The sequence below is a fragment of the Variovorax paradoxus genome, assembly GCF_022009635.1.
GTDB lineage: Bacteria > Pseudomonadota > Gammaproteobacteria > Burkholderiales > Burkholderiaceae_C > Variovorax.
The window spans coordinates 3,491,249-3,514,286 of the sequence record NZ_CP091716.1; the positions used below are offsets into that span (position 1 = coordinate 3,491,249).

Sequence of the window (23,038 nt, forward strand, 5' to 3'; positions counted from 1 at the left end):
CGGTGGCGGCGGCGCGGCTAGCGCAGATCGACGCGCTGCGCGCCGGCGGAGGAAAGACAGAGCAGCTGCGCGCGCGGCGGGTGGGCGGCGGCGTCCCAGTCGCTCAGCACGATGCGGCGCAGGCCTTCGCCCAGGTCGTGATCGGCGGGGCGGTGCGTGTGGCCGTGCACCAGCACATGGGCTTGTGCCTGCTGCAGCCATTGGCGCGCGGCGGCGGTGTCGACGTCGGCCCAGACGACCGAGGGATCGCGCTTGCGGTCTTCGCTCTGCACCCGCATCGAGCGCGCGAGCGCCCGGCGTTCTTCGAGCGGGCGCGCGAGAAACGCGGCCTGCCATGCGGGCGTGCGCACCTGGGCGCGGAACTTGAGGTAGTCGGTGTCTTCGAGGCAGAGGGCGTCGCCGTGGCTCAGCAGCCATCGTTGGCCATGCAGCACCAGCACCGTGGGGTCGTCGAGCAGCGTGAAGCCGCATTGCGCCGCGAGCGCGGAGCCGACGAGGAAGTCTCGGTTGCCGTGCATGAAGTACACCGGCAGCCGCTGCGCCGTGCGGCGCAGCAGTTCGGCGCATTGCGCCTCGAAGCCGGGTTGGGCGGCGGCATCGTCGCCGACCCACACTTCGAACAGGTCGCCGAGGATGATCAGCGCGTCGGCCGGCGTGGTCTGCAGGTAGCCCTGCCAGGCCTCGAAGGTGGCGGGTTCTCCGGCCTGCAGGTGCAGGTCGGAGATCAGGTCGACGGTGCGCCACGTGGGCGGCGCCACCAGCTCTGCGAAAGCCGGGTCTGCCACCATGTTCATGCCGCGCCGCGCCTGTTGCCGCTCATCATTCAGCGGTGACGACGGCCTTCTCGATCACGACGTCCTCGAGCGGCACGTCGTCATGGAAGCCCTTGCGGCCGGTCTTCACGGCCTTGATCTTGTCGACCACTTCGGTGCCGGCGATGACCTTGCCGAACACGGCATAGCCCCAGCCCTGGGCCGAGGGTGCGGTGTGGTTCAGGAAGCCGTTGTTCGACACGTTGATGAAGAACTGGGCGGTGGCCGAGTGGGGCGCGCTGGTGCGGGCCATGGCGACGGTGTAGTTGTCGTTCTTCAGGCCGTTGTTGGCTTCGTTCTCGATCTCGGCGCCGGTGGGCTTTTGCGTCATGCCGGGCTCGAAGCCGCCGCCTTGCACCATGAAGCCGGGAATCACGCGGTGGAACACCGTGTTGTCGTAGTGGCCCTTCTTGACGTACGAGACGAAGTTCTCGACCGACTTGGGCGCCTTGGCGGCGTCGAGTTCGAGCGTGATCACGCCGTAGTTCTTGATGTGCAGTTCGACTTGGGGGTTGCTCATGAGGGACTCCTTCTTCGGAAAACGGATTACTTTGCCACCACGGTGGCGGACTGGATGGTGATGGGCTCGACGGGCACGTTCTGCATGCCGCCCTTGTTGCCGGTCTGCACGGCGCGGATCTTGTCGACCACGTCGGTGCCGGAGACGACCTTGCCGAACACGGTGTAGCCGTAGCCGTCGGGGCTGGGCGCGTTGAGCGAGTCGTTGTTCTTCACGTTGATGAAGAACTGCGAGGTGGCCGAATCGGGGTTGCCGGTGCGGGCCATCGCAATGGTGTACTTGTCGTTCTTCAGGCCGTTGCTGGCTTCCAGCGGAATGGGCGCGCGGGTGGGCTTTTGCTTCAGGTCGGCGGTGAAGCCGCCGCCCTGGATCATGAAGCCGTCGATGACGCGGTGGAACACCGTGCCGTCGTAGTGCTTGTCCTTGACGTACTGCAGGAAGTTCTCGACCGACTTGGGTGCCTTGGCGGCGTCGAGCTCGACCACGATGTCGCCGGCCGAAGTGGCGAGCTTGACGCGCGGCGAGGCCGTCTGTGCGTGGCCGGCGGCGGCGAAGGTGAGGGCTGCGGCCAGCACCAGGGCGCTGCGGCGGCTGAATCGGGAAAAGGCGTGGATCGTCAAGTGATGCTCCGTATGCGTATGAGAAAGAGCCGGGGCCGCGCGACGAAGAGATCGCCGTCGCGCAGGAGACCTTGCTCGCTTGCTTCTTACTTGCTGGTGCGGCCGACCGGCTTGCGGATGACGGTGGGCGCGGCGGGCAGCGCGGCGGCCTCGGCTTCGGTCTTGGGCGTGAAGATCTGGCGGATCAGCGCCAGCTTGGGCGCGACGCTCGGGTTGGTGCTGGCGAACTGCTGGGCGCGCACGTATTCCTGGGCCGCGAGGCGGGCGTACACGTCGCCGAGGTTCTCGTGCGCCGTGGCGTAGTTCGGGTTGAGCTTGATGGCCTGCTCGAGGGCCGAGCGTGCCTGGTCGAACTTGCTTTGCGACGCATAGAGCGCGGCCAGGTTGTTGTAGGGCTCGGACAGCTCGGGGAAGTCTTGCGTGAGCTGGGTGAAGGCGGCGATGGCCTCGTCCTGCTTGTTCTGCTCGGTGAGGATCACGCCGCGCAGGAAGCGCATCTGCGGGTCGCGCGGCTTGCCGGCGATGTAGGTGTCGGCCTTGGCGAGCGCCTCGGCCGGCTTGCCCTGGCGCAGCAGCGTATTCACGTCGTCATACTCGTTGGCATGCGCGGCGCCCCACAGGCTGAAGAGCAATACGAAAGCAAGGGAGAGTCTGGAGAAAGCGGCGTGCTTCATGAAGCCTCGGAGTGGGAAGTGCGGGCTTGGGGAACACCCGGGAGATACTCGGCAGCAGCCGTTTATACTAGGTTGCATTGTAGCCGAGGGGCCATGTCCAACCCCTCGCGACCACAGCCCCCGTCACCCCTGAAAAACACCGTCGTTCGCCCGTGCCGCACGTGCGCGAAGCGACGTTTTCCGAATCTCATGAGTCTGCGCATCTACAACACGCTGTCGCGTGAATTGGAGGAATTCTCCCCCCTGCAACCCGGACAGGTGCGCATGTACGTTTGCGGCATGACGGTCTACGATTTCTGCCATATCGGCCACGCCCGCATGATGATGGCGTTCGACGTGGTGCAGCGCTGGCTGCGCGCCAGCGACTACGCCGTGGCCTACGTGCGCAACATCACCGACATCGACGACAAGATCATCGCCCGCTCGGTGCAGCGCGGCATCACCATCCGCGAGCTGACCGACGAGGTGATCGCGGCCATGCACGAGGACATCGGCGCGCTCGGCATCGAGCCGCCCACCATCGAGCCGCGCGCCACCGAATACGTGCCGCAGATGCTCGGCATCATCGAGAAGCTGGAGCACAAGGGCCTGGCCTACCGCTCGGACAACGGCGACGTGAATTACGCGGTGCGCAAGTTCCCGGGCTACGGCAAGCTGTCGGGCAAGTCGCTCGACGAACTGCACGCCGGCGAGCGCGTGGCCGTGCTCGACGGCAAGCAGGACCCGCTCGACTTCGTGCTCTGGAAGGCCGCCAAGCCGACCGAGCCCGCCGACGCCAAATGGGAAAGCGCCTACGGCACCGGCCGGCCGGGCTGGCACATCGAGTGCTCGGCCATGAGCTGCGCCACCCTGGGCGAGACCTTCGACATCCACGGCGGCGGCGCCGACCTGCAGTTCCCGCACCACGAGAACGAAATTGCCCAGAGCGAAGGCGCCAACGGCAAGCCGCTGTCGCGCTTCTGGGTGCACAACGGCTTCGTGCGCGTGGACAACGAGAAGATGTCCAAGAGCCTGGGCAACTTCTTCACCATCCGCGAAGTGCTGCAGAAGTACGACGCCGAGAGCCTGCGTTTTTTCCTGGTGCGCACGCACTACCGCAGCGCGCTCAACTACAGCGACGCCCACCTCGACGACGCCCGCAATTCGCTCAAGCGCCTGTACACCGCGCTCGACCTGGTCGCGCCGGCCGACGTGTCCATCGACTGGACCCAGCCCTATGCCGCGCGCTTCAAGGCCGCCATGGACGAAGATTTCGGCACGCCCGAAGCCATTGCCGTGCTGTTCGAGCTGGCCGGCGAAGTCAACCGCACCAAGTCCGCCGAGACGGCCGGCTTGCTGAAGGCGCTGGCCGGTTCGCTGGGTTTGCTGCAGGGCGACCCGCGATCCTTCCTGCAGGCCGGCAGCACGCTGGACGACGCCGCCATCCAGGCCCGCATCGCGGAGCGCGCCGCTGCCAAGGCGGCAAAGAATTTCGCCGAAGCCGATCGCATTCGCCAGGAACTCCTCGAGCAGGGCATCGTGCTCAAGGATTCGCCCACGGGAACGACCTGGGCGGCCGCGCAGTGAACGGTACGACGAATCCCATGCCCGCCACCAAGAAATCCAGCGTACAGATCTATACGCCGGACTATTGGGAAGAGGCATGCAAGCATCTCTCCAAGAAAGACCGCGTCATGAAGCGGTTGATCCCGAAGTTCGGCGACGCCTGCCTGGAGTCGCGCGGTGACGCGTTCACCACGCTGGCGCGCAGCGTGGTCGGCCAGCAGATTTCGGTGAAGGCCGCGCAGTCGGTCTGGGACAAGTTCGCCGCGCTGCCGCGCAAGCTGACGCCGGCCAACGTACTCAAGCTCAAGGTCGACGACATGCGCGGAGCAGGGCTCTCGGCGCGCAAGATCGAGTACCTCGTCGACCTGGCCCTGCACTTCGATTCGGGCATGGTGCACGTCGATTCGTGGAAGGACATGTCGGACGAGCTCATCATCGAAGAGCTCGTGGCCATCCGCGGCATCGGCCGCTGGACGGCCGAGATGTTCCTCATCTTCCACCTGATGCGCCCGAACGTGCTGCCTGTGGACGACCTGGGGCTGCTCAACGGCATCAGCGTCAATTATTTTTCCGGCGATCCGGTCAGCCGCAGCGATGCCCGCGACGTCGCCGTGGCCTGGGCCCCGTATTGCAGCGTGGCGACTTGGTATATTTGGCGATCACTGGACCCGGTTCCAGTCGCATATTGAACACAGGAGAAGACGTTGGCGAAACGAACCTTCCTCGACTTCGAGCAGCCCATTGCTGAACTCGAAACAAAAATCGAAGAACTGCGCTATGTACAGACCGAATCGGCGGTCGACATTTCTGAAGAAATCGATCAGCTCGGCAAGAAGAGCCAGCAGCTCACCAAGGACATCTACAGCGACCTGACGCCCTGGCAGATCACCAAGATCGCCCGGCATCCGGAGCGCCCCTACACGCTCGACTACGTCAACGAAATCTTCACCGATTTCGTCGAACTGCACGGCGACCGCCATTTCTCGGACGACCTGTCGATCGTGGGCGGACTGGCGCGCTTCAACGGCGTGCCTTGCATGGTGCTGGGCCACCAGAAGGGCCGCGACACCAAGGAGCGCACCGCGCGCAACTTCGGCATGAGCAAGCCCGAGGGCTACCGCAAGGCCCTGCGGCTCATGAAGACGGCCGAGAAATTCAAGCTGCCCGTGTTCACCTTCGTGGATACGCCCGGCGCCTACCCAGGCATCGACGCCGAAGAGCGCGGCCAGTCGGAAGCCATCGGCCGCAACATCTTCGAGATGGCGCAGCTCGAGGTGCCGATCATCGTCACGATCATCGGCGAGGGCGGCTCCGGCGGCGCGCTGGCCATTTCGGTTGGCGACCAACTGGTGATGCTGCAGTATTCGATCTACTCGGTCATCAGCCCCGAAGGCTGCGCTTCCATCCTCTGGAAGACCAGCGACAAGGCCCAGGAAGCGGCCGATGCACTGGGCATCACCGCGCACCGCCTGAAGGCGCTGGGCCTGGTCGACAAGATCGTGAACGAGCCCGTGGGCGGCGCGCACCGCGACCATCGCCAGATGGCCGCGTTCCTGAAGCGCGCGCTCAACGACGCCTTCCGCCAGGTCAGCGACCTGAAGCCGAAGGAACTGCTGGAGCGCCGCTACGAGCGCCTGCAGAGCTACGGCCGCTTCAACGACACCAAGGCCGACAACGGCAGGTAACGCAGTCTCCGTCATGAACTCCGCTTTCGAACGCGCCATGGCCGCGTTCGAGCCGGCGCATTGGCCGCTGGCGGTGGGGTTCAGCGGCGGCGCCGATTCCACGGCCTTGCTGGCTGCCTGCGCGACACGCCGGCCGGGCGAGGTGGTCGCCTTCCACGTGCATCACGGGCTGCAGGCCGCGGCCGACGATTTCGAACAGCATTGCCGCGACGTCTGCGAGCGTCTGGCCGTGCCGCTGCGCGTGCATCGTGTCGATGCGCGGCATGCGCGCGGAGACAGTCCGGAAGATGCGGCCCGCCGCGCCCGTTACGGCGCGTTTGCCGAAATGGCGCGCATGAGTGAGGGAAGGGCGGCTGTCAAATCGATAGCGCTGGGCCACCACGCCGACGACCAGATCGAAACCCTGCTGCTGGCGCTTTCGCGCGGTGCGGGGCTCCCTGGGCTGGCTGCCATGCCGGCGCGCGCGGAGCGCAGCGGGCTCGAAATTTATCGCCCGTTGCTGGCTGTGTCGGGTGCCGATATTCGCGAATGGCTGGCCGGGCGTGGCCTGCCCTGGATCGAAGACCCGACCAACGGCGACGCGCGCTATACCCGCAACCGGATTCGCGCCGTGGTGCTTCCGGCATTGGCGCAGGCTTTTCCGCAGTTCCGCGCCACCTTCGCGCGAAGCATCGGCCATGCGGCGCAGGCGCAGGAGCTGCTGGACGAATTCGCCGCGCAAGATCTCGAGACGGTGGGCAACCCGCCGCGCATCGCGACGCTACAGACCCTGTCGCATGCCCGGCAGGCCAATGTGCTGCGCCATTGGCTGATGCAGGCCCACGGCTGCGCGCCCAGCGCGGCGCAGCTCGACCAGTTGCTCAGCCAGGTCCGCGCCTGCACCACGCGCGGCCACCGGATTCATCTCAAGGTGGCCGCCGGATTCATCGAGCGGCAGGGCGATTTCCTGCATTGGTACAATGCCCCGCCCTCGCCGAAGACTTTGCTCTGACAGCTTGCAGGGCGCCGTCTTCAAGCGGCCCTTTTCTTTTCTCTGATTTCACCCATGGCATTGATCGTTCACAAATACGGCGGTACGTCGATGGGCTCGACCGAGCGCATCAAGAATGTCGCCAAGCGCGTCGCCAAGTGGGCGCGCGCAGGCCACCAGATGATCGTGGTTCCGAGTGCCATGAGCGGCGAGACCAACCGCCTGCTCGGCCTGGCCAAGGAGCTGGCGCCCAGCAAACCCGGCGTGGCCCACAACCGCGAACTCGACATGCTGGCCTCGACCGGCGAGCAGGCGTCTTCGGCGCTGCTGGCCATCGCGCTGCAGGCAGAGGGCGTCGAGTCGGTCAGCTACGCCGGCTGGCAAGTCTCGGTGCGCACCGACAACTCCTACACCAAGGCCCGCATCGAAAGCATCGACGATGCGCGCGTGATGGCCGACCTGAACGCGGGCAAGGTGGTGGTCATCACCGGCTTCCAGGGCGTGGACGACGACGGCAACATCACCACGCTCGGCCGTGGCGGCAGCGACACTTCGGCCGTGGCCATTGCCGCGGCCATGAAGGCGAACGAGTGCCTGATCTACACCGACGTGGACGGCGTCTACACGACCGACCCGCGCGTCGAGCCCGATGCGCGTCGCCTGACGACCGTGAGCTTCGAAGAGATGCTCGAAATGGCGAGCCTGGGCTCCAAGGTCCTGCAAATCCGCTCGGTGGAATTCGCCGGCAAGTACAAGGTGCCGCTGCGTGTGCTCTCGAGCTTCACGCCGTGGGACATCGACATCAATGAAGAGGCCAAGTCCGGCACGCTGATCACTTTCGAGGAAGACGAAAACATGGAACAAGCCGTCGTATCCGGCATCGCATTCAACCGCGACGAAGCCAAGATCTCGGTGCTCGGCGTGCCCGACAAGCCCGGCATCGCGTATCACATCCTCGGTGCCGTGGCAGACGCCAACATCGAAGTCGACGTGATCATCCAGAACCTGAGCAAGGACGGCAAGACCGACTTCAGCTTCACCGTGCATCGCAACGAATATGCGAAGACGGTCGACCTGCTGCAGTCGAAGGTGATGCCTTCGCTGGGCGCGACCGAGATCGTCGGCGACACCAAGATCTGCAAGGTCAGCATCGTGGGCATCGGCATGCGCAGCCACGTGGGCGTCGCGAGCAAGATGTTCCGCGTGCTGAGCGAAGAGGGCATCAACATCCAGATGATCTCGACCAGCGAAATCAAGACCTCTGTCGTGATCGACGAAAAATATATGGAACTTGCAGTGCGCGCACTGCATAAAGCCTTCGATCTGGATCAACCGAGCGCCTAAGTAATGGCATAATCGTGGCTTCTTTCAGGAACTGTGACCGAGTGGCCGAAGGTGCTCCCCTGCTAAGGGAGTATGGGGTGTAGAGCCTCATCGAGGGTTCGAATCCCTCCGGTTCCGCCAAACAAGCCCAGTAGCTTTCACGCTACTGGGCTTTTTTGTTTTTTGCAGCTGTGCTGCATCGAGAGCACTCAAGCGTCGTGCAGTTTCGGGAGCCCGCACAACACCACTCGGTACCGCCCGTGGGCAACGCCCACCGCGAGCGGTGCGACGTTGACCTCCGGCCGTGCCGCTCAGGGCGCGCCGACTGGTGCGATCTTGCGGATGCGATTGCCCAGGGTATCGGCCACATAGATCGTGCCGTCGGCTGCGACTGCCACGCCGGACGGTTGGCTGAACGTTGCCGCCGAGCCGATGCCGTTCTGCGAGCCCATCACGCCGGCCTGGCCAGCCACCGTGGACACCACGCCCTGCGGCGTGATCTTGCGCAGGATGCTGTTGCTCGTGTCGGCTACATAGAGGTTGCCGGCGGTGTCGAAGGCCAGGCCGCCTGGGCGATTGAAGGTTGCACTGAGGGCCTCGCCGTCCGCGGCGCCTGGTGCTCCCGAGCCCGCGAAAGTCGTGACCACGCGCCCTTTCACCCTGCGGATCCGGTTGTTTTCGCTGTCGGCCACGAAGATGTCGCCCGCGGCGTCGACCGCGATACCGTAGGGCCGGTAGAACGACGCCGCGCTGCCGGTGCCCTCGGCATAGCCGAACCCGCCGGAGCCGGCCAGCGTCTCAACGTCGCCCGCCGGCGTGATCTTGCGGATCAAGGAAGTGTTGAGTTCGGCCAGGTAGAGGTTGCCGGCACCGTCGACCGTCATCGCGATGGGGCCGGTGAAGCTGGCGGTCGCGGCGTTGCCGTCGACCGAACCAGCCGTATTGGTGCCTAAGAAAGTGGTGACGTCGGCCGCCGGGGTGATCCTGCGAATGCGGTTGCCGGAGAATTCCGCGGCGTAGAGATCGCCAGAAGGCGCAAGGGCGATGGCGGTCAGTGCGTTGAACGAGGCAACCCCGCCGTTGCCGTTGATCGTCTCGAACTTGCCGTCGCCCGCAAAGGTGGTGACGTCGCCATTGGCCGTGATCTTGCGCACGCGGTTGCCGGCCACGTCCGACACGATCAGGCCGCCGTTCTTGTCGATGACGATGCCGAAGGGGTCGGCAAAAGTCGCCGCAGTGCCTTTGCCGTCAAGCGCGCCGGAGGCGCCGGAGCCGGCGAGTGTCGACACTTGTGGTTTGGCCGCCGAGCAGGCCACGGCCACGTCGCCGACGTCGGCCGTGACGGTGCCGCTGCCCTTGGTCACTGTGCAGAATTGCCAGAAGGGCTGGGTGCGCACGGTCACCGCGTAATTCGATCCCGCTGCGATTGCTGTGGCAAAGCTGAACTTGCCGTCGGCCGTCACCTGAAGGTCGTCGCCCGCGTTGTTCTGCAGCACCAGGCTGCCGGCCAATCCGGTCACAGTGCCGCCGACCACATACTTTGTGACGACGGGGGGCACTATTGGAAGAAAAGCGCCCCCACCGTTGTTTCCGCCTCCGCCGCCACAGGACGCCAACAGCGCAATCGCACCGGCAACGGCGCCGCAGCGCCCATAGAAGAAACTTGCTTGAAACGTCATCCTCTGCCCCTTAATAATTTATTGGCACACAAGAAGCTCCCCTGGAGCCCAAGCTTCCAAGAGAGTTTCTAGTTGTTGATTTTTGTAACAGCGACGTTCCGCGCCTATCCCTGGAATTGGGTATTTCTGATATTTCTAGGGGACTGAAAGGCCGGCTCAGACGGCTTCATCTTCAGGATGGAAGCATTGGCGTGCGCCTCAGGCGTCGTTCAACTCCAGGAGGCCGGACAACACCGTCCGGCACCGCCCGCAAAGCATCTTCTGCTCGGCGTCATCCGTCACCGTGGCGTCGTGCCGCCAGCATCTCATGCAGCGCAGCGACGAGGTGCGCCTGACCTTGACCTCGACGGCATCGCTCTCTTTGAGCGCCACGTCGGCCACCATGAAGATCGACGGCAGTTCCGAGCCCAGCAGCGCAAGCGATTCGACGATTCCCACAGGCGCTTCGATGACGATGCTCGCCTCGCTCGATCGGCCGATGGCGCCTGACGAGCGAATGTCTTCTATCGCCTTCATCACGTTGGGCCGAAGCAGCCTCACCTGCCGCCAGAACTCCGAAACCTTCGAGTCGTCGATGCGAGGCGGCATGGCCTCGTCCCAGATGTGGACGAACACGCTGTCTTCCTGCGACTTGAACAGCACAGCCCAGGCTTCTTCCGCGGTGAAGCTGAGGATCGGCGCCGTCAGAAGCAGCAGGTTCTTCAAGATGGCGTGCAGCGCGGTCTGCGCGGAGCGTCTTTCGCGGCTGTCGCGCGCGCTGGCGTACAGCCGGTCTTTCAGCACGTCGAGGTAGAACCCGCCAAGCTCGTCCGCGCAGTAGCCGTGCAGCAGCCGCGTCACGGCGACGAAGTCGTACTCCCGGTAGCTTTTGCGGCATTGCTCGGCAAGCTCGCGGCAGCGAAGCATCGCGTACTGGTCGACGCTCTCGAGATCCTGCGCGCGCATGCAGTCGGCGGTCGCATCGAAGTCCGACACGTTCAGCAGCAGGAAGCGGATTGTGTTGCGGATGCGCCGGTACATCTCGACGACGCGGTCCAGGATTTCCTCCGACACCGAGATGTCCGTCGAGTAGTCGGTGCTCGCGATCCACAGGCGGATGATGTCGGCGCCCCGCGTGCTGGCCACCTGCTGAGGGCTGACGGTGTTGCCCAGCGACTTGCTCATCTTCTTGCCGTCACCGTCGACGGCGAAGCCATGCGTCAGCACTGCCTTGAACGGCGCGCGTGCATCGGCCGCGCAACCGGTCATGAGCGACGAGCCGAACCAGCCGCGATGCTGGTCGGAGCCTTCCAGATACAGGTCCGCGGGATAGCCGTGCGCGTCGGGGCGACGGGCGTCGCGGTACACGGTGGCATGAATGGAGCCGGAGTCGAACCACACGTCCAGGGTGTCCGAGAGCTTTTCGTATTCGGCCTCGTCAACGCCCAGGTCGGCGGGCTTCAGGCGCGTCCAGGCAGAGATGCCTTCGCGCTCGATGCGCAGCGCCACTTCCTCGACGAGGCGCGCGGTCTGCGGATGCAGCGACTTGTCGCTGCGCCTCACGAAAAAGGGCAACGGAACGCCCCATGTCCGCTGCCGCGAAACGCACCAGTCGGGCCGGCCGTCGATCATCGCTTCCATGCGCGAGCGGCCCGACGCGGGGTAGAACGGCACGTCCCTGATCGCTTCGCGCGCGGTCTCGCGCAGCGTGCGTGTGTCGCCTGTCGCCCGGCGGTCCATGCCGATGAACCACTGCGTCGTCGAGCGAAACAGAATCGGCGTCTTGTGGCGCCAGCAGTGCGGGTACGAGTGCTCGATGCGCTCCTGTTTGAGCAGCGAGCCGTCGGCCTGCAGCATGTCGAGAATCAGCTTGCTGCCCTCCTCGAGCCCCATGCCGCCGACCATCGGCAGCCCGGCCACGAAGCGCCCGGCACCGTCGATCACGTTCTCGCCGCCAATGCCCAGGCTGCGGCACAGCTCGAAGTCTTCGGCGCCGTGCGCAGGTGCCAGGTGGACCAGCCCTGTGCCGGTGTCCAGCGAAACGAAGTCGGCCGCCACCAGAGGCACTTCGGTGTCCAGCAAAGGGTGCTTCAGCCGCAGGCCGACGAGGTCGAGGCCGGGCGCGACTGCGCAGAGTTCGTGATCAATGCCGAGCCCTGCGAGCAGCTTCCCGCCGGTTTCCGCCGCCATGACCAGCATGCCGTTCGGCGTGTCGTACAGCCCGTAGCTGGCTCGAGGATCGAGGCCCACCGCCACGTTGCCCGGCAGCGTCCACGGCGTCGTGGTCCAGATCGTCAACCGGGCCTGTTTGCCCGGCATGGGCTGGCACTTGAAGCGCGAGGCGAAATCGACCGCGTCCAGCGCCAGCAGGCCGACATAAGCGGTCGTCGAGCGCTTGGGCGCGTATTCGAGCTCGGCCTCGGCCAATGCCGACTGGCAATCGACGCACCAGTTGACCGGCTTCTGCCCGCGAAACAGCAGGCCGCGCTGGCGGATGCGGTCGAGAAAGCGGATCTCGTTGGCTTCGGTCTCGAAGTCCATGGTGCGAAAGGCCCTGTCCCAGTCGCCCAGGAGGCCCAGCCGCAGAAAGTCTTTCTTCTGGCTCTGCGTCTGCTGCAAGGCGTAATCGCGGCACAGCTGCTGCACCTGTTCCGTCGGCAGGCCCCGGCCATTCGTCTGCTCGATGCGGTGTTCGATGGGCATGCCGTGGCAGTCCCAGCCGGGAATCCATTGCGAATCGAAGCCGTCGAAGAAGCGGCTCTTGAACACCATGTCCTTGAGCACCTTGTTCACCGCGTGCCCGATGTGGATGTCGCCGTTCGCATAGGGCGGCCCGTCGTGCAGGATGAAAGGAGGGCGTCCGGCCGCCGCGGCGCGCATGCGTTCGTAGACGCGCTGCTCGGCCCATCGCTTGACCAGTTCGGGTTCGCGCGTGGGCAGGTCGCCCTTCATCGGGAACGGTGTCTTCAATAGGTTCAGGGTGTCTTTCAGGTCGGGCATCGGGTCTTTTCTTTGGAAGTGGTGGGAGCGAAAGCGGTGGTGGGCGCCATTGCCCATGCGCCGGCCGACTGCATGAAGCGATCGGCGGCCTGCAGCTGCGTGGCGCAGATCCATTCGTCCGGCTGGTGCGCCTGCGCGATCGAGCCGGGGCCGCACACCACTGTCGGAATGCCTACCTGCTGGAAGAAGCCCGCCTCGGTGCCGAAGGGCAGATCGGCCTCGGGCCAGAGCGCGCCGAGTTCGCGCGCGACCGAGACAGCCATGTCGTTGTTTCGGCTCGAAAGCGCAGGAACCCCCGCGACCTGGAAGGCCTCGACCGTGACGCCGGTGGGCAGGTCGGCGAGCGCGCCCCGGACCGCATCGCGCACCAGCTCCGCCGCCGTCTCGTCCTGCGGGCGAAACTCCCACAGCACTTCGCAGCAGCCCGGCACGATGTTGATCGCCGTGCCGCCGTCGATGCGGCCGATGTTGAGCGTGGCCCCGCCGCCCCGCGAGGCAAGGCTGCGGCGCAGCCCCGCGAGGCAAGTGACGAGATAGGCGGCGGGCTCGATCGCGCTGGCGCCGAGCGACGGATCGCTCGAATGCGCGGGCAGGCCGCTGAAGAGCGCGCGATGCCCGAAGAAGCCCCGGTGCCTGACGCCGATCCGCATCTCGGTCGGCTCGCCGATGATGGCCAGGGCCGGTGCTTCCACCTGGGTCTTCAGCCGGTTCACCAGGCGCGGCACACCGAGGCAGCCGATCTCTTCGTCGTAGGAGAACGCAAGATGAATGGGCCGGCTCAATGCGCGTTGCTGCCACGACGGCACCGCGGACAGGCAGGCGGCGATGAACCCCTTCATGTCGGCCGCGCCGCGCCCGTGGAATCGGCCGTCGCGCTCGACCAGCGTGAACGGGTTGGCGCTCCAGTTCTGGTCGGTGACCGGCACGACATCGCTGTGCCCCGACAGCACCATGCCGCCGGCGGTGTCGGGGCCGATGGTGGCGAGCAGGTTCGCCTTGCGCTTGTCCTCGCTGTGCACGAGCTGCACCTTCGCCCGATGCGCCGCGAGATAGTCGGCCACCCAGTGGATCAGCTCGAGGTTCGAACGGTGCGAGGTCGTGTCGAAGGCCACCAGGGTCCGCAGGATGTCGACGGTCGTCATGCGGCGCCCCTTGCCCGACGGGATTCGGAAAAAAGGACAGTCATCTTGTCTCTATGGAATTTGTTGGGAAGCAAACGGACAGAAAAAAGCTAGAAACAACAGAAGGCGGTGCAGATATAGCAATAGAGGAACGGGACGCACATCGAGCGCCGCGTCATCGAGGAGCAGGACCTCAGGGCTGGATTGGCGAAGTGTTTGCGTCATGTGATTGCCTTGCTGTGTGATGCAGCATGACAGGGGGAGACGCAGCGATATTGGTGAAAATTTCGAGTGCGGCGGCTAGATGCATTCGCCGTCGAGCTGCATGCTGAGGCCCATCGCGTGGAACAGCTTCTGGTACTCGTTCAGCGCGATTTTTCGAAGCGCAAAGTGGTTGTCTGAAAAATCGAGTTTTTCCACGTCCATGAAAACTTCGTTCTGAAGTTTGATCGGCGATGCAAATCCGCTCTGCAAGACTTCCGAGGTTTCGTGCCGAACGACGGGGATCTTCGGCTCGCCGCCGGGCATCAGGCATGTCCAGATAAGGCCGTGGCGCTCGACCACCGGAAACATCGAAATCCTCAGGCACTCCGGCGTCTTCAATGCAAGTTTTTCGGGCGCCTTGCGGCATTGGCCATTGGGGCCGAAGCGCAGCCCGTGGTACGCGCAGACCAGTTCGTCGCCCTCGATGCGCCCCGTGGTCAGCGGCAGCCCGCGGTGCGGACACATGTCGCGTCCGACGCGAACTCCATCGCGCATGCGGTAGACGGCCAGACGCACGTCCAGCAGGACCCGTTGCACCGGCTTCGGCAGCACAGCGTCGGCACGCGCGACCGGAAACCACTGCGCGGCGAGCACCGGCCAGTCGTCGTCGGAGAAGCTGCAGTTCGCCGGCCGGAATCCTTCAGGCAGCGCGCCGGTGGTCATCGCTTCGCTCGGCATGTTCGGCCCGACGCTACTTGACCAGGCCGATCCGGATCCTCCGGTTGTGCTGGCCCTTGTTCTCGATCTTCAGGATGCGCAGCGGTGCCGACTGCGAGGTCTTCGAGAGGTGGGTTCCGCCGCAGGCCTGCCGGTCCAGCCCCACGATCTCGATGATGCGCGTGCTGCCGTCGGCTTGGCTCGGCGGCGCGACCGAGCGGCTGCGCAGCACGCCGGGTTCGCGCGCGAGCGACGCCGCGTCGAGGTACACCGCGTTCACCTGCAGCCCGTCGGAGATCAGCGTGTTGAGTTCCGGCTCGAGCTTGCGCAGTTCGTTGTTGTCGGCCGCGGGCAGGTCGAAGTCGATGCGGGCGGTGCCGTCGGCCGCCATCTGCACGCCGGTGACCAGCGAGCCCTCGAAGCGCTGATAGACCAGCGCATTGAGGATGTGCAGGCCCGTATGCAGCTGGCTCATCATGAAGCGGAACTCCGGGTCCACGCTCGCGACGATCTTCTCGCCGGGAACGGCGGCCGCTTCGGTTTCGTCGAAGCAATGCCAGGCGTTGCCGCCTTCCATTTCGACGTGGCTGATCCTGAGCTCGCCGCCGTTCCACCGCAGCGTGCCGCGATCCGCCAATTGCCCGCCGCCGCCCGGATAGAAATACGAACGGTCGAGAAGAACGGCATTCGCGCGGCGCGCTATGACGTTGGCTTCGAACTGGAGGCAATCGGGCTCGGTGTGGCAAAGATAAGTTGACATGAATTCCTCGGATTTGCGGGACGCTCAGGAGAACTTTCGTGCGGTGACGATGCCGACCAGGATGATCACGCCGCCCACGAATTCGGTGACGCTCAGGTACTCGTGAAACAGGTAGGCGCCGAGCACGGTCGCGATCACGGGCTGAATCAGCAGCGTGATCGAGGAAAGCGCCGCCGGAAGCTTGGCCAGCGCATAGGCGATGAGGCCCTGGCCGCCCACATGGGAAATGAGCGCCAGTGCCAGCAGCATCAACATGCCGTGCAAGGTGTGCGGCACCAGCGACTCGCCGCGCAGCAGCGTGATGGGCAGCAGGACGATCAGCGTGCCGACGCTGCTCCACGCCATGACGGTCATCGTCCGGTAGTTGGAGCGCACCAGGCTCACCGCCAGCAGATAGGAGCCATAGAACACGGCGGTCAGCAGCCCCAGCAGATTTCCCGCCATGTAGCTGGAGCCGAAATCGAGACGATGGCCAATGAGAATGAATGCGCCGGCCAGCGCGAAGAGCATTCCGAACAGGAACCCGGAGTTGAATTTCTTGCCCAGGAACAGGTTGGAACCGAGCACGACGAAGATCGGCGCGAGGTTGGCCAGCAAGTTTGAGTTGGCCAGCGTGGTCAGGGTCATCGACCAGTGGTAGAGCGCCAGATTCCCCGAAAAGATGAATCCCACGAGGATGAGCTTGACCGGTATGAGCGGCCTGCGCTCCGCGGGCTGGGCCGGTTCGGATCTTGCGGCAAGCATGTCGAGCAGAAAGAAGATTGGAATGGCCAGCGCGACGCGATAGACCGCGCTTGCGGTCGGGGGCAATTCGCTGTGCCGCAGAAAGACGCCGCCCAGCGCCAATGCCGCCGCGCCGAGAAACAGCGCAACGAAGGAAAATAGACTGTTTTTTGAAGTGGCGGGAAGTGCGATGGATGTCGTCATATTCAATTCCGACACGATCGAGTCTCCATCGATCGTGCCAGTCGGTTTGTTTTATTGAGCTTTGATGGGATGGGCGAAATTCACCGCCCTTCAAATCCCTCGATCACCATGAGTTGCATGTCCGCCGCGGCGCCCTCGCGCAATCCTCTTGCGTAGGTGTATTCCGGCGATTCGTAAAACTTCCTCGCGGCATCGGCGGATTTGAATTCCACGAGCACTACGCGCCGATCGTCCGGAGCGCCTTCCAGATGCATGCGATCGCCTCCGCGCGTCAGGAATTTGCCGCCGAATTTTTCGATGATCCCGGGCGTGAGCTGCTTGTATTGGTCGTATTGATCCGGGTCCACGATGGACATCCGGCCAATCAGATAGGCGACCATCGCTGTGCCGGCCGCTCAGACGTACGCGGCCTTCTTCTCGGACACGCCCGACCGCAGCAGGGCCGCGTCCAGCACGTCCCAGAGGCCGGTCAGCGAGTCCAGGAAGTCGTCGGCGCCTTCGACGACCAGGTGGGCGTATTCCGTCTTCAGCGCCAGTTCCACCGCGGTGCGGGCGTTCTGCTCGTGATGCTGCTCGGCGCCGACTTCGCCCCAGTGCTCCAGCAGGTAGTGCATCTCGGGCACGTCGAGCGGCGCGTCGTAGATGCCGCTGTCCACCAGGCAGTATTTTTCGCCCGGGATCAGCTGCTGGTTGGAGATCATCTCCAGCGCCAGCGTGGTGCCGAGGTTGCGGTAGGTGGTTTCGATGTCGGTGAGCTTGCGGTGCTCGAAGACACCGATGGCCTTGCGCACCTGCGCCGTCATGCCGGTCTTCAGGTCATAGCCGGGCAGGGAGCCGAGCAACTGGTTGGAGAAGTCCTTGAGCTTGGCCTCGACTTGTTCCTGGTTGTAGAGGTCCGAGAAGACGGGCGCTTCGGCGGACTGGTTGACGATGTATCCCGCCATCGTGGCCAGTTCCGGGCCGTGCCCCGATTCGCTTTCGACGATTTCCTCGAGCAGCTCGCTCTGCCGGTGCAGGCCGTGCTCCTTGAGGGCGTCCGGAAAATTCCAGCCGGGGCGCGTGGATGCGCAAAAGCTCTGGATCTGGTGGAAAAGGGCCCCCACGACGGGAGGTTCGGGGTCGACCTTCACCCAATTGTTGAAAATCGGGTGGGAATAGCATCGGTGATTTTTAACTCTATCAACCAGATCGGAAATGGTAACGCTCATTTCTTGCTCCTAATTACATGCGGTTAAAAAATACAGTGGGGAAATTAATTATCTACTTGCCATCAGCATTCGCCCTCCAGGGTGATCGAGGATTTCAATCCGCACGTTGGAAAAACCGGCGCGGGTTAATTTTTCAGTCCACTCCTTTTCGCTGAGGAGCTTTCTGGACATGAAATGGTTGTGCAGGTGGTTGAATGCAGCGGCGAACGGCTTTTCCCAATTCGATTGGGCGACCGGTATCGCATCGACAATGATCAGCGTGCCCTTGATTGCATTGGCGCAGCACGCGCGCAGCAGTGCATCGAGCGTTTCTTCCTCGGCGGGAAGAAGATCGTGCATGACGAAACCGGCATGAATGATGTCCGCATCGCGTATGAGCGACGGGTCCGTCACGAGGATCTGAATGGGCGCGGTCACGAACTGGAGCCTGTCGCTCATTCCCGCTTCGCTGGCCGCGTGCACCGCTTGTTCGGTGGCCGATGGGCTCAAATCGATTCCGATGCCCGTGGAGCCTGGGATTTTCCGGAGCATGCGAATCAGGAATCCGCCCGAGCCGGAGCCGAGGTCGACGATTTTCTTGGGCGCCATCGCCACGATGGCGTTTTCCGGCTGCGGATAGAACGATTTCTCGCCCATCCATTTCGAGGTGCGCGCGACCAATCCGCCGCTGCGGGGATATTTGAGCTGCGCCTCCTCGTTGTTCTCGGAGAATTCTTTTGCGTTATTGATCAGCGGCGCACAGGCACGCAGCGCCCAGGACAGATATCCCACCTCGTTGATCAGTTCGTCGAAATGGTTGCTGGTCCTGTAGGTGGCCGTCGGCTTCTTGTCCAGTTCCTCGATGATCCCGGCCTTGCTCAGGGAATCGAGGTAGGCGGCAATGACGGGTTCCTTGATTCCGCTCGAGCGGGACACCGTGGCGGCGTCCAGCACGGGCGAGTTCTGGAGGGTTTCGATAATTCCGTATTCCGCGCCTATTTCAAGCAGGATTGCAGAGCCTGCGAGCGAAGAACCGGTAATGCCGCGATCAACATTTTGCATGTGCCACCTGTGTATTCAGTGTTGTGAAAATAAAAGGATTACTTTGCGATAAGTGAGACCGTTCGATTGCACGATAGACAGCGTGCCGGGCTTCGTATTGGTAAAAATTGCGGGCGTGAAGAAGCCCGCAATGCAAAAAAGCGGGATTGCGGAGATTTCGCGGCGCATAAAGGCTGCGAGAAGATTTGAGGGTGGCGAACGCAGGCAGCGTCGCGAATGGCGCCAGCCTGAAGATGCCGTTCAGGCGGCGAAGGAAAGGCCCTTCAGTTCGGGGCCAGGGCGCCGGGGCGGCGCCCCGTCAGCACATGCCGGCGCGCACGTACTGCAGAGGCGTCATGCCGAAGGTGCGCTTGAAATGCTTGGTGAGCGCGCTCTGGTCGTAGAAGCCGCTGGCAATGGCGGCTTCGATCAGCGGCCGGCCCGCCGCGAGCTGGGCGATGGCCGCCCTGAGCCGCAACTGCGTGAGATAGGTGTGCGGCGTGAGGCCGATGGTGCGGTTGAATGCGCCGATCAGCTGGAACGGCGTCAGGTCGGCGGCGGCGGCCATCTGTTCCAGGGTCAGCCGCTCCGCGAAGGCGTCGTGCAGCAGTTCGAGTACCGGCGCGAGCACCTGCGCATCCGCCGGCACGCCGAGCACGCGCTGGCCGGCCTGCCCGTGGCTCTGAAAGAGGCTGCCGAAGCTGTGCACGAACAGCTCCTGCTGCCGCAGGGCATCCCACTGCTCCCTGTGGCCGTCGAAGGCACGGTGCAGCTCCAGGAAGCTCGCGATGAGTTCCCGGTCGCCGAGGATGTTCGACATGAAGTACCGGGTCTGGTCGATGCCCAGTGTGGTCAGCAGGTGCCGGATGCCCGGCTCGGCCAGGTAGAAGGCGCGATAGCGCCACCGCGAACTGCCGCCCATGCGGCCCGAGTGCGGCTCGGAAGGATTGAAGACGAGCAGCGCCTGCTGGTGGGCGATGTCGGTGCGGCCGCGGCTCTTGAACTCGGCGCCGCCGACCTCGGTGACCGCGATCACGAAGGAATGGTGCACATGGGGTGCGTATTCATGCGTCGTGAAATCCGCATGCAGCATGTCCATGCCCGGCAGGTCGGGCACATGCCAGTAGCGCGAAGTGTTCCGAGGGTCAAGCCTTGCCAACGAAAGCCTCCGTTCGGGTCGACGGTTGCGACGCTTCATGCGTCCGACCGGTTGCGTGGCACCTAAATGGTGAGCGAAGCCGTCGCGAAGCTTCGATCAAGCAAACGCTGTGCCATTTTCCACTGTTCGCGCCCGCCCTAGGCGGCCTCGGCCTCGCGTATCAGCGGCAGCCACAGCATGAAGCGCGTTCCCGTCGGCCGCGATTCCCAGCTGACGGCGCCCCCGATCGACCGCGCCCGCCGCCGCTGGTTCTGCATGCCCCGGCCCGACGGCGAGGCCAGCACCTTGTCGACGTCGAAGCCCGGCCCGTTGTCCTCGATCGTCACGCGCACGCCGGAGTCAACCAGCGCGGTCTCCACCCGGATCTCGGTCGCACGGGTGTGGCGCAGGATGTTCGAGATGCTCTCCTGCACGATGCGCAATATGTGCAGCGCGCTCGACGGGTCGAGCCAGGGCAGGGCGGGCAGCTCCTGCACTTCCCAGCGCAGCGACACGCCGGTGCCCTCGAGCCGCGGCGCAAGGCGGTAGCGCAGGGTGGCGAGCAGCAGCAGCAGGTCGGCATCGACCGGCTCCAGCGAATCGAGCGTGAGCTTCAGGTCGTCGAGGCAGCTCTTGAGGATCTGCGAGACCTTCTCGTCGCTCATGCCGCCGCCCTCGACCGACCGGATCGCGCTGACCAGCGAGGAGCCCAGGCCGTCGTGCATGTCCTGCATCAGGCGCTGGCGCTCTTCGCTGATGGTCCGCAGGCGCTCGACATCGCGCAGCCGCTGGTGGCTCAACTCGAGCTCGGCCTCGCGCTTGCGCAGCCGCTCGGCCAGGCTGTCGTTCAGTTGCTCGACCGCGCCGATGGCATGCACGTAGCGCCGGTACATCAGCACGCCGAACACGCTGAAGCTCACGGCGTTGGTGTAGGCGCCCAGGTACCAGCCTTCGGGGCTGATGAAGTTGTTCTGCAGCAGCCAGTCGGTGATGCCCAGCAGCACGCAGATGCCGATGCCGGCCGCCACCAGACGTCCCTCCGTGGAGCGGCGCCATGCGCTGATGCTGCCGATCAGGCACACGGCGGTGCCCATGAGGGCCGCGACCGCGTAGATCAGCGGCGTCACGCGCGGCGTGTTCTGCACCAGGTTCAGCCCGGGCATGGTCAGCACGCCGACCGCGCTGGTGGCCAGCACCACGGCCCAGGTCAGCCACTTGAGCCGCCGCTGGTGCAGTTGTCGCAGGAAGAAATGCACCACCAGCACCAGCCAGAACAGCGAATTGACAGTCAGCCACGCGAACCAGTCGTTGGCGATCGGCTGGCCCACGTAGAAGTGCAGGCCGCGCATGAACGACGTGGCCGACAGGTTGAAGAACAGCAGGTAGCCGACTTCGTCGCGGCGCCTGAGCCAGACGAAGAGCGCGAACACGCCCACGGCCATGAAGGCGGCGCTGAGCATTGCCGGCAGTTCCTGCTGCAGCCACTGGCGCAGGCCGTGGCGGCCCCGCAGCGCTTCGATGGGGCCGACCCACAGCGAGGACACCGCGATCTGCGCGTTGCGCGAGTGCTCCAGGCGGATGAGGATTTCGTGCGGCGGGGTGTTCTCGGGGCCACGGTCGAGCTCGACCCACAGCGGGGTGCGGGTGCTGTTCCACAGCGGGCCCAGTTGCTGGGCGCGGTGCACGAGGCGGCCGTCGGCATAGACGGCGACGGTGCCGTCGGTCTTGATGCGGGCGCCGTACAGCGCCAGGGGACCGTTCGAGGGTGGCAGGTGCCGCGTGGAGACCCGCAGCCAGGTGGTGCGCGTCGGACGGGCCGCGCGGGACATGCCGACGGCGGCGTCGCTGTCGGCCTGGCGCAGCAGTGCGATGGGCGGGGCCAGCGGCAGCTCGATCGGCTGCCAGGCATCGGGCAGGTCGCCGGCTTGCTGCCGCAGGGGCGGTGCGCTGAAGCCCGTGGTGTCCTCGACCTGCCAGTCGGCCTGCTTCAGGTGCAGCGCGGCATTCGATTTCTGCAGGCCGGAGCTTCCGCCGAAGAAGGCGCCGATGACGGCCAGCAGCGTCATCGACAGGACGAGCACCACATTGGCGAAGAAGGGCGCGGGGCGGGAGTTCAAGGCAGAGCGTTCGGGTGGTGCGCCTGAAACTGGCGCACCGCGTATGTAACCCATTTTCGCTCTTTGTTACTAATCTTGTTTTCCCTCGCGGCCTTGACCAGGAGGGACGGCCGGCTTTCAGCGCGCGGCGGACCGGGACAGCACCCAGTGCGCCAGCGCCCGGGCGTCGGCCTCCGACACATGGGCCTGCCGCGGCATGATGACCCGGCCCCAGGTGCCGACGCTGCCTTCGCGGATCTTTTCGGTCAGGCGCGCGGGGGCGTCGCTGTCGCCGCGGTAGCGCTCGGCGATCTGCGCAAAGCCCGGCCCCACCTGCTTGTGGACCAGGCCGTGGCAGGAAAAGCAGCCGTTCTTGCGAGCAAGGTCGGCGGGTGGCGTCTGGGCCGTGGTGGTGATCGAATGGGCGACCAGCAGAAGAAGGGTGGCGCTTGCGAGGACGAGTCGGGCCGGACGGCGCTTTTCGCGGGAAGGCATGAACGGGAAAGCTCGAGGGGAATGAGGGATCAGGTGCCGGGTTTCAGGTCGCGCTGGATGCGCCGCAGGATTTCCGCGAACAGCAGGAAGGCGGCGCCGATGATGCCCGCCATGGCCGGACCGCCCCACAGTTCGAACGCGTCGTCGAGCATCACATGGGTCGGGTTCGATGGCTGGACGTAGATCTGGACGCTCTCGCCGGCCTCGTAGCGCGGCGTGCCGCTGCTGCTCGAGGTGGTGAAATCGATCAGCGCCCCTGACGGCGCCTTGAAGCGCACCAGCGGCCGCCAGGTGCCGTCAGTGTTGTTCTTGTTGCTGCTTCGCACATGCTGCAACTCAACCACCTGGCCCTGCACGCGGTCGGCCGAGGCAATGAACTGCAGCTTGCCGAAGAGCAGATAGCAGCACAGCACGAGCAGCGCGCCGCCGATGAGCGCGAAAAAGAACTTGGCGAAAGTCTCTATCTTCATGAGGCTGGCGGCTGATGGAATCGCCTCATCGTCGCAAATCCTGGACGTCGTTCATTCGCGACAAGGCGATTCAAG

At 64.7% G+C, this 23,038-nt stretch carries 22 protein-coding genes and 1 tRNA gene; 6 read left to right on the plus strand and 17 right to left on the minus strand.

Annotated elements, in window-relative coordinates:
* Positions 1 to 17: 17 nt before the first annotated feature.
* The 4 genes from L3V85_RS16190 to L3V85_RS16205 all read right to left on the minus strand — a co-directional run bounded on the left by L3V85_RS16190 (position 18) and on the right by L3V85_RS16205 (position 2,626).
* Positions 18 to 788 carry a UDP-2,3-diacylglucosamine diphosphatase gene (locus L3V85_RS16190; RefSeq protein WP_237680573.1) on the minus strand — a complete coding sequence of 257 codons (771 nt, stop codon included), beginning with the start codon at positions 786 to 788 and terminating at the stop codon, positions 18 to 20.
* Between the two features lie 31 nt (positions 789 to 819).
* Positions 820 to 1,332, minus strand: a complete 513-nt coding sequence (locus L3V85_RS16195; RefSeq protein ID WP_237680079.1) for a peptidylprolyl isomerase — start codon at positions 1,330 to 1,332, stop codon at positions 820 to 822.
* Between the two features lie 26 nt (positions 1,333 to 1,358).
* Complete coding sequence (locus L3V85_RS16200; RefSeq protein ID WP_237680080.1) at positions 1,359 to 1,952, minus strand: peptidylprolyl isomerase; 594 nt, start codon at positions 1,950 to 1,952, stop codon at positions 1,359 to 1,361.
* Positions 1,953 to 2,038: 86 nt separating this feature from the next.
* Positions 2,039 to 2,626 (minus strand): tetratricopeptide repeat protein, encoded by a 588-nt coding sequence (locus L3V85_RS16205; RefSeq protein WP_237680081.1) that lies wholly within the window; start codon positions 2,624 to 2,626, stop codon positions 2,039 to 2,041.
* Positions 2,627 to 2,815: 189 nt separating this feature from the next.
* Between L3V85_RS16205 and cysS the strand changes: the two genes are divergently transcribed.
* The 6 genes from cysS (at position 2,816) to L3V85_RS16235 (ending at position 8,290) form a co-directional block, all read left to right on the plus strand.
* Entirely contained in the window at positions 2,816 to 4,192 is a 1,377-nt protein-coding gene (gene cysS, locus L3V85_RS16210) for a cysteine--tRNA ligase (protein ID WP_237680082.1), read from the plus strand.
* 17 nt (positions 4,193 to 4,209) lie between these two features.
* Positions 4,210 to 4,860, plus strand: a complete 651-nt coding sequence (locus L3V85_RS16215) for a DNA-3-methyladenine glycosylase family protein (protein ID WP_237680083.1) — start codon at positions 4,210 to 4,212, stop codon at positions 4,858 to 4,860.
* A gap of 15 nt (positions 4,861 to 4,875) precedes the next feature.
* Complete coding sequence (locus tag L3V85_RS16220; RefSeq protein WP_198084781.1) at positions 4,876 to 5,856, plus strand: acetyl-CoA carboxylase carboxyltransferase subunit alpha; 981 nt, start codon at positions 4,876 to 4,878, stop codon at positions 5,854 to 5,856.
* Between the two features lie 13 nt (positions 5,857 to 5,869).
* The gene (gene tilS / locus L3V85_RS16225; RefSeq protein WP_237680084.1) at positions 5,870 to 6,847 is read left to right on the plus strand and encodes a tRNA lysidine(34) synthetase TilS; all 978 of its coding nucleotides are present in this window, start codon (positions 5,870 to 5,872) and stop codon (positions 6,845 to 6,847) included.
* 54 nt (positions 6,848 to 6,901) lie between these two features.
* Entirely contained in the window at positions 6,902 to 8,170 is a 1,269-nt protein-coding gene (locus L3V85_RS16230; protein WP_237680085.1) for an aspartate kinase, read from the plus strand.
* 27 nt (positions 8,171 to 8,197) lie between these two features.
* Positions 8,198 to 8,290, plus strand: a tRNA-Ser gene (locus L3V85_RS16235).
* Between the two features lie 170 nt (positions 8,291 to 8,460).
* Here L3V85_RS16235 and L3V85_RS16240 read toward each other — a convergent pair.
* The 13 genes from L3V85_RS16240 to L3V85_RS16300 all read right to left on the minus strand — a co-directional run bounded on the left by L3V85_RS16240 (position 8,461) and on the right by L3V85_RS16300 (position 22,963).
* Positions 8,461 to 9,828 carry an NHL repeat-containing protein gene (locus L3V85_RS16240; protein WP_237680086.1) on the minus strand — a complete coding sequence of 456 codons (1,368 nt, stop codon included), beginning with the start codon at positions 9,826 to 9,828 and terminating at the stop codon, positions 8,461 to 8,463.
* 198 nt (positions 9,829 to 10,026) lie between these two features.
* Positions 10,027 to 12,807, minus strand: coding sequence for an isoleucine--tRNA ligase (ileS, locus tag L3V85_RS16245; RefSeq protein ID WP_237680087.1), 2,781 nt, complete (start codon positions 12,805 to 12,807; stop codon positions 10,027 to 10,029).
* Complete coding sequence (argE, locus tag L3V85_RS16250) at positions 12,795 to 13,949, minus strand: acetylornithine deacetylase (RefSeq protein ID WP_237680088.1); 1,155 nt, start codon at positions 13,947 to 13,949, stop codon at positions 12,795 to 12,797. The genes ileS and argE overlap by 13 nt, the downstream gene beginning before the upstream one ends.
* 279 nt (positions 13,950 to 14,228) lie before the next feature.
* A complete protein-coding gene (locus tag L3V85_RS16255) occupies positions 14,229 to 14,855 on the minus strand; it encodes a Rieske 2Fe-2S domain-containing protein (RefSeq protein ID WP_237680089.1) in 627 nt (208 codons plus the stop codon).
* Positions 14,856 to 14,883: 28 nt separating this feature from the next.
* On the minus strand, positions 14,884 to 15,609 hold the full coding sequence (locus tag L3V85_RS16260) for an alanyl-tRNA editing protein (RefSeq protein WP_237680090.1): 726 nt from the start codon (positions 15,607 to 15,609) through the stop codon (positions 14,884 to 14,886).
* A 24-nt stretch (positions 15,610 to 15,633) separates the two neighbouring features.
* The gene (locus L3V85_RS16265; RefSeq protein WP_237680091.1) at positions 15,634 to 16,536 is read right to left on the minus strand and encodes a DMT family transporter; all 903 of its coding nucleotides are present in this window, start codon (positions 16,534 to 16,536) and stop codon (positions 15,634 to 15,636) included.
* 80 nt (positions 16,537 to 16,616) lie between these two features.
* Positions 16,617 to 16,916 carry a DUF1330 domain-containing protein gene (locus L3V85_RS16270; RefSeq protein ID WP_237680092.1) on the minus strand — a complete coding sequence of 100 codons (300 nt, stop codon included), beginning with the start codon at positions 16,914 to 16,916 and terminating at the stop codon, positions 16,617 to 16,619.
* Positions 16,917 to 16,931: 15 nt separating this feature from the next.
* Positions 16,932 to 17,744: a hypothetical protein gene (locus L3V85_RS16275; protein WP_237680093.1), complete on the minus strand. Its 813-nt coding sequence runs from the start codon at positions 17,742 to 17,744 to the stop codon at positions 16,932 to 16,934.
* A 48-nt stretch (positions 17,745 to 17,792) separates the two neighbouring features.
* Positions 17,793 to 18,785 carry a class I SAM-dependent methyltransferase gene (locus L3V85_RS16280; protein ID WP_237680094.1) on the minus strand — a complete coding sequence of 331 codons (993 nt, stop codon included), beginning with the start codon at positions 18,783 to 18,785 and terminating at the stop codon, positions 17,793 to 17,795.
* Positions 18,786 to 19,083: 298 nt separating this feature from the next.
* Complete coding sequence (locus tag L3V85_RS16285) at positions 19,084 to 19,923, minus strand: helix-turn-helix transcriptional regulator (protein WP_237680095.1); 840 nt, start codon at positions 19,921 to 19,923, stop codon at positions 19,084 to 19,086.
* A 137-nt stretch (positions 19,924 to 20,060) separates the two neighbouring features.
* A complete protein-coding gene (locus tag L3V85_RS16290) occupies positions 20,061 to 21,968 on the minus strand; it encodes a sensor histidine kinase (RefSeq protein ID WP_237680574.1) in 1,908 nt (635 codons plus the stop codon).
* A 168-nt stretch (positions 21,969 to 22,136) separates the two neighbouring features.
* Complete coding sequence (locus tag L3V85_RS16295) at positions 22,137 to 22,493, minus strand: c-type cytochrome (protein WP_237680096.1); 357 nt, start codon at positions 22,491 to 22,493, stop codon at positions 22,137 to 22,139.
* 29 nt (positions 22,494 to 22,522) lie between these two features.
* A complete protein-coding gene (locus L3V85_RS16300) occupies positions 22,523 to 22,963 on the minus strand; it encodes a DUF3592 domain-containing protein (protein WP_237680097.1) in 441 nt (146 codons plus the stop codon).
* Positions 22,964 to 23,038: the final 75 nt, after the last annotated feature.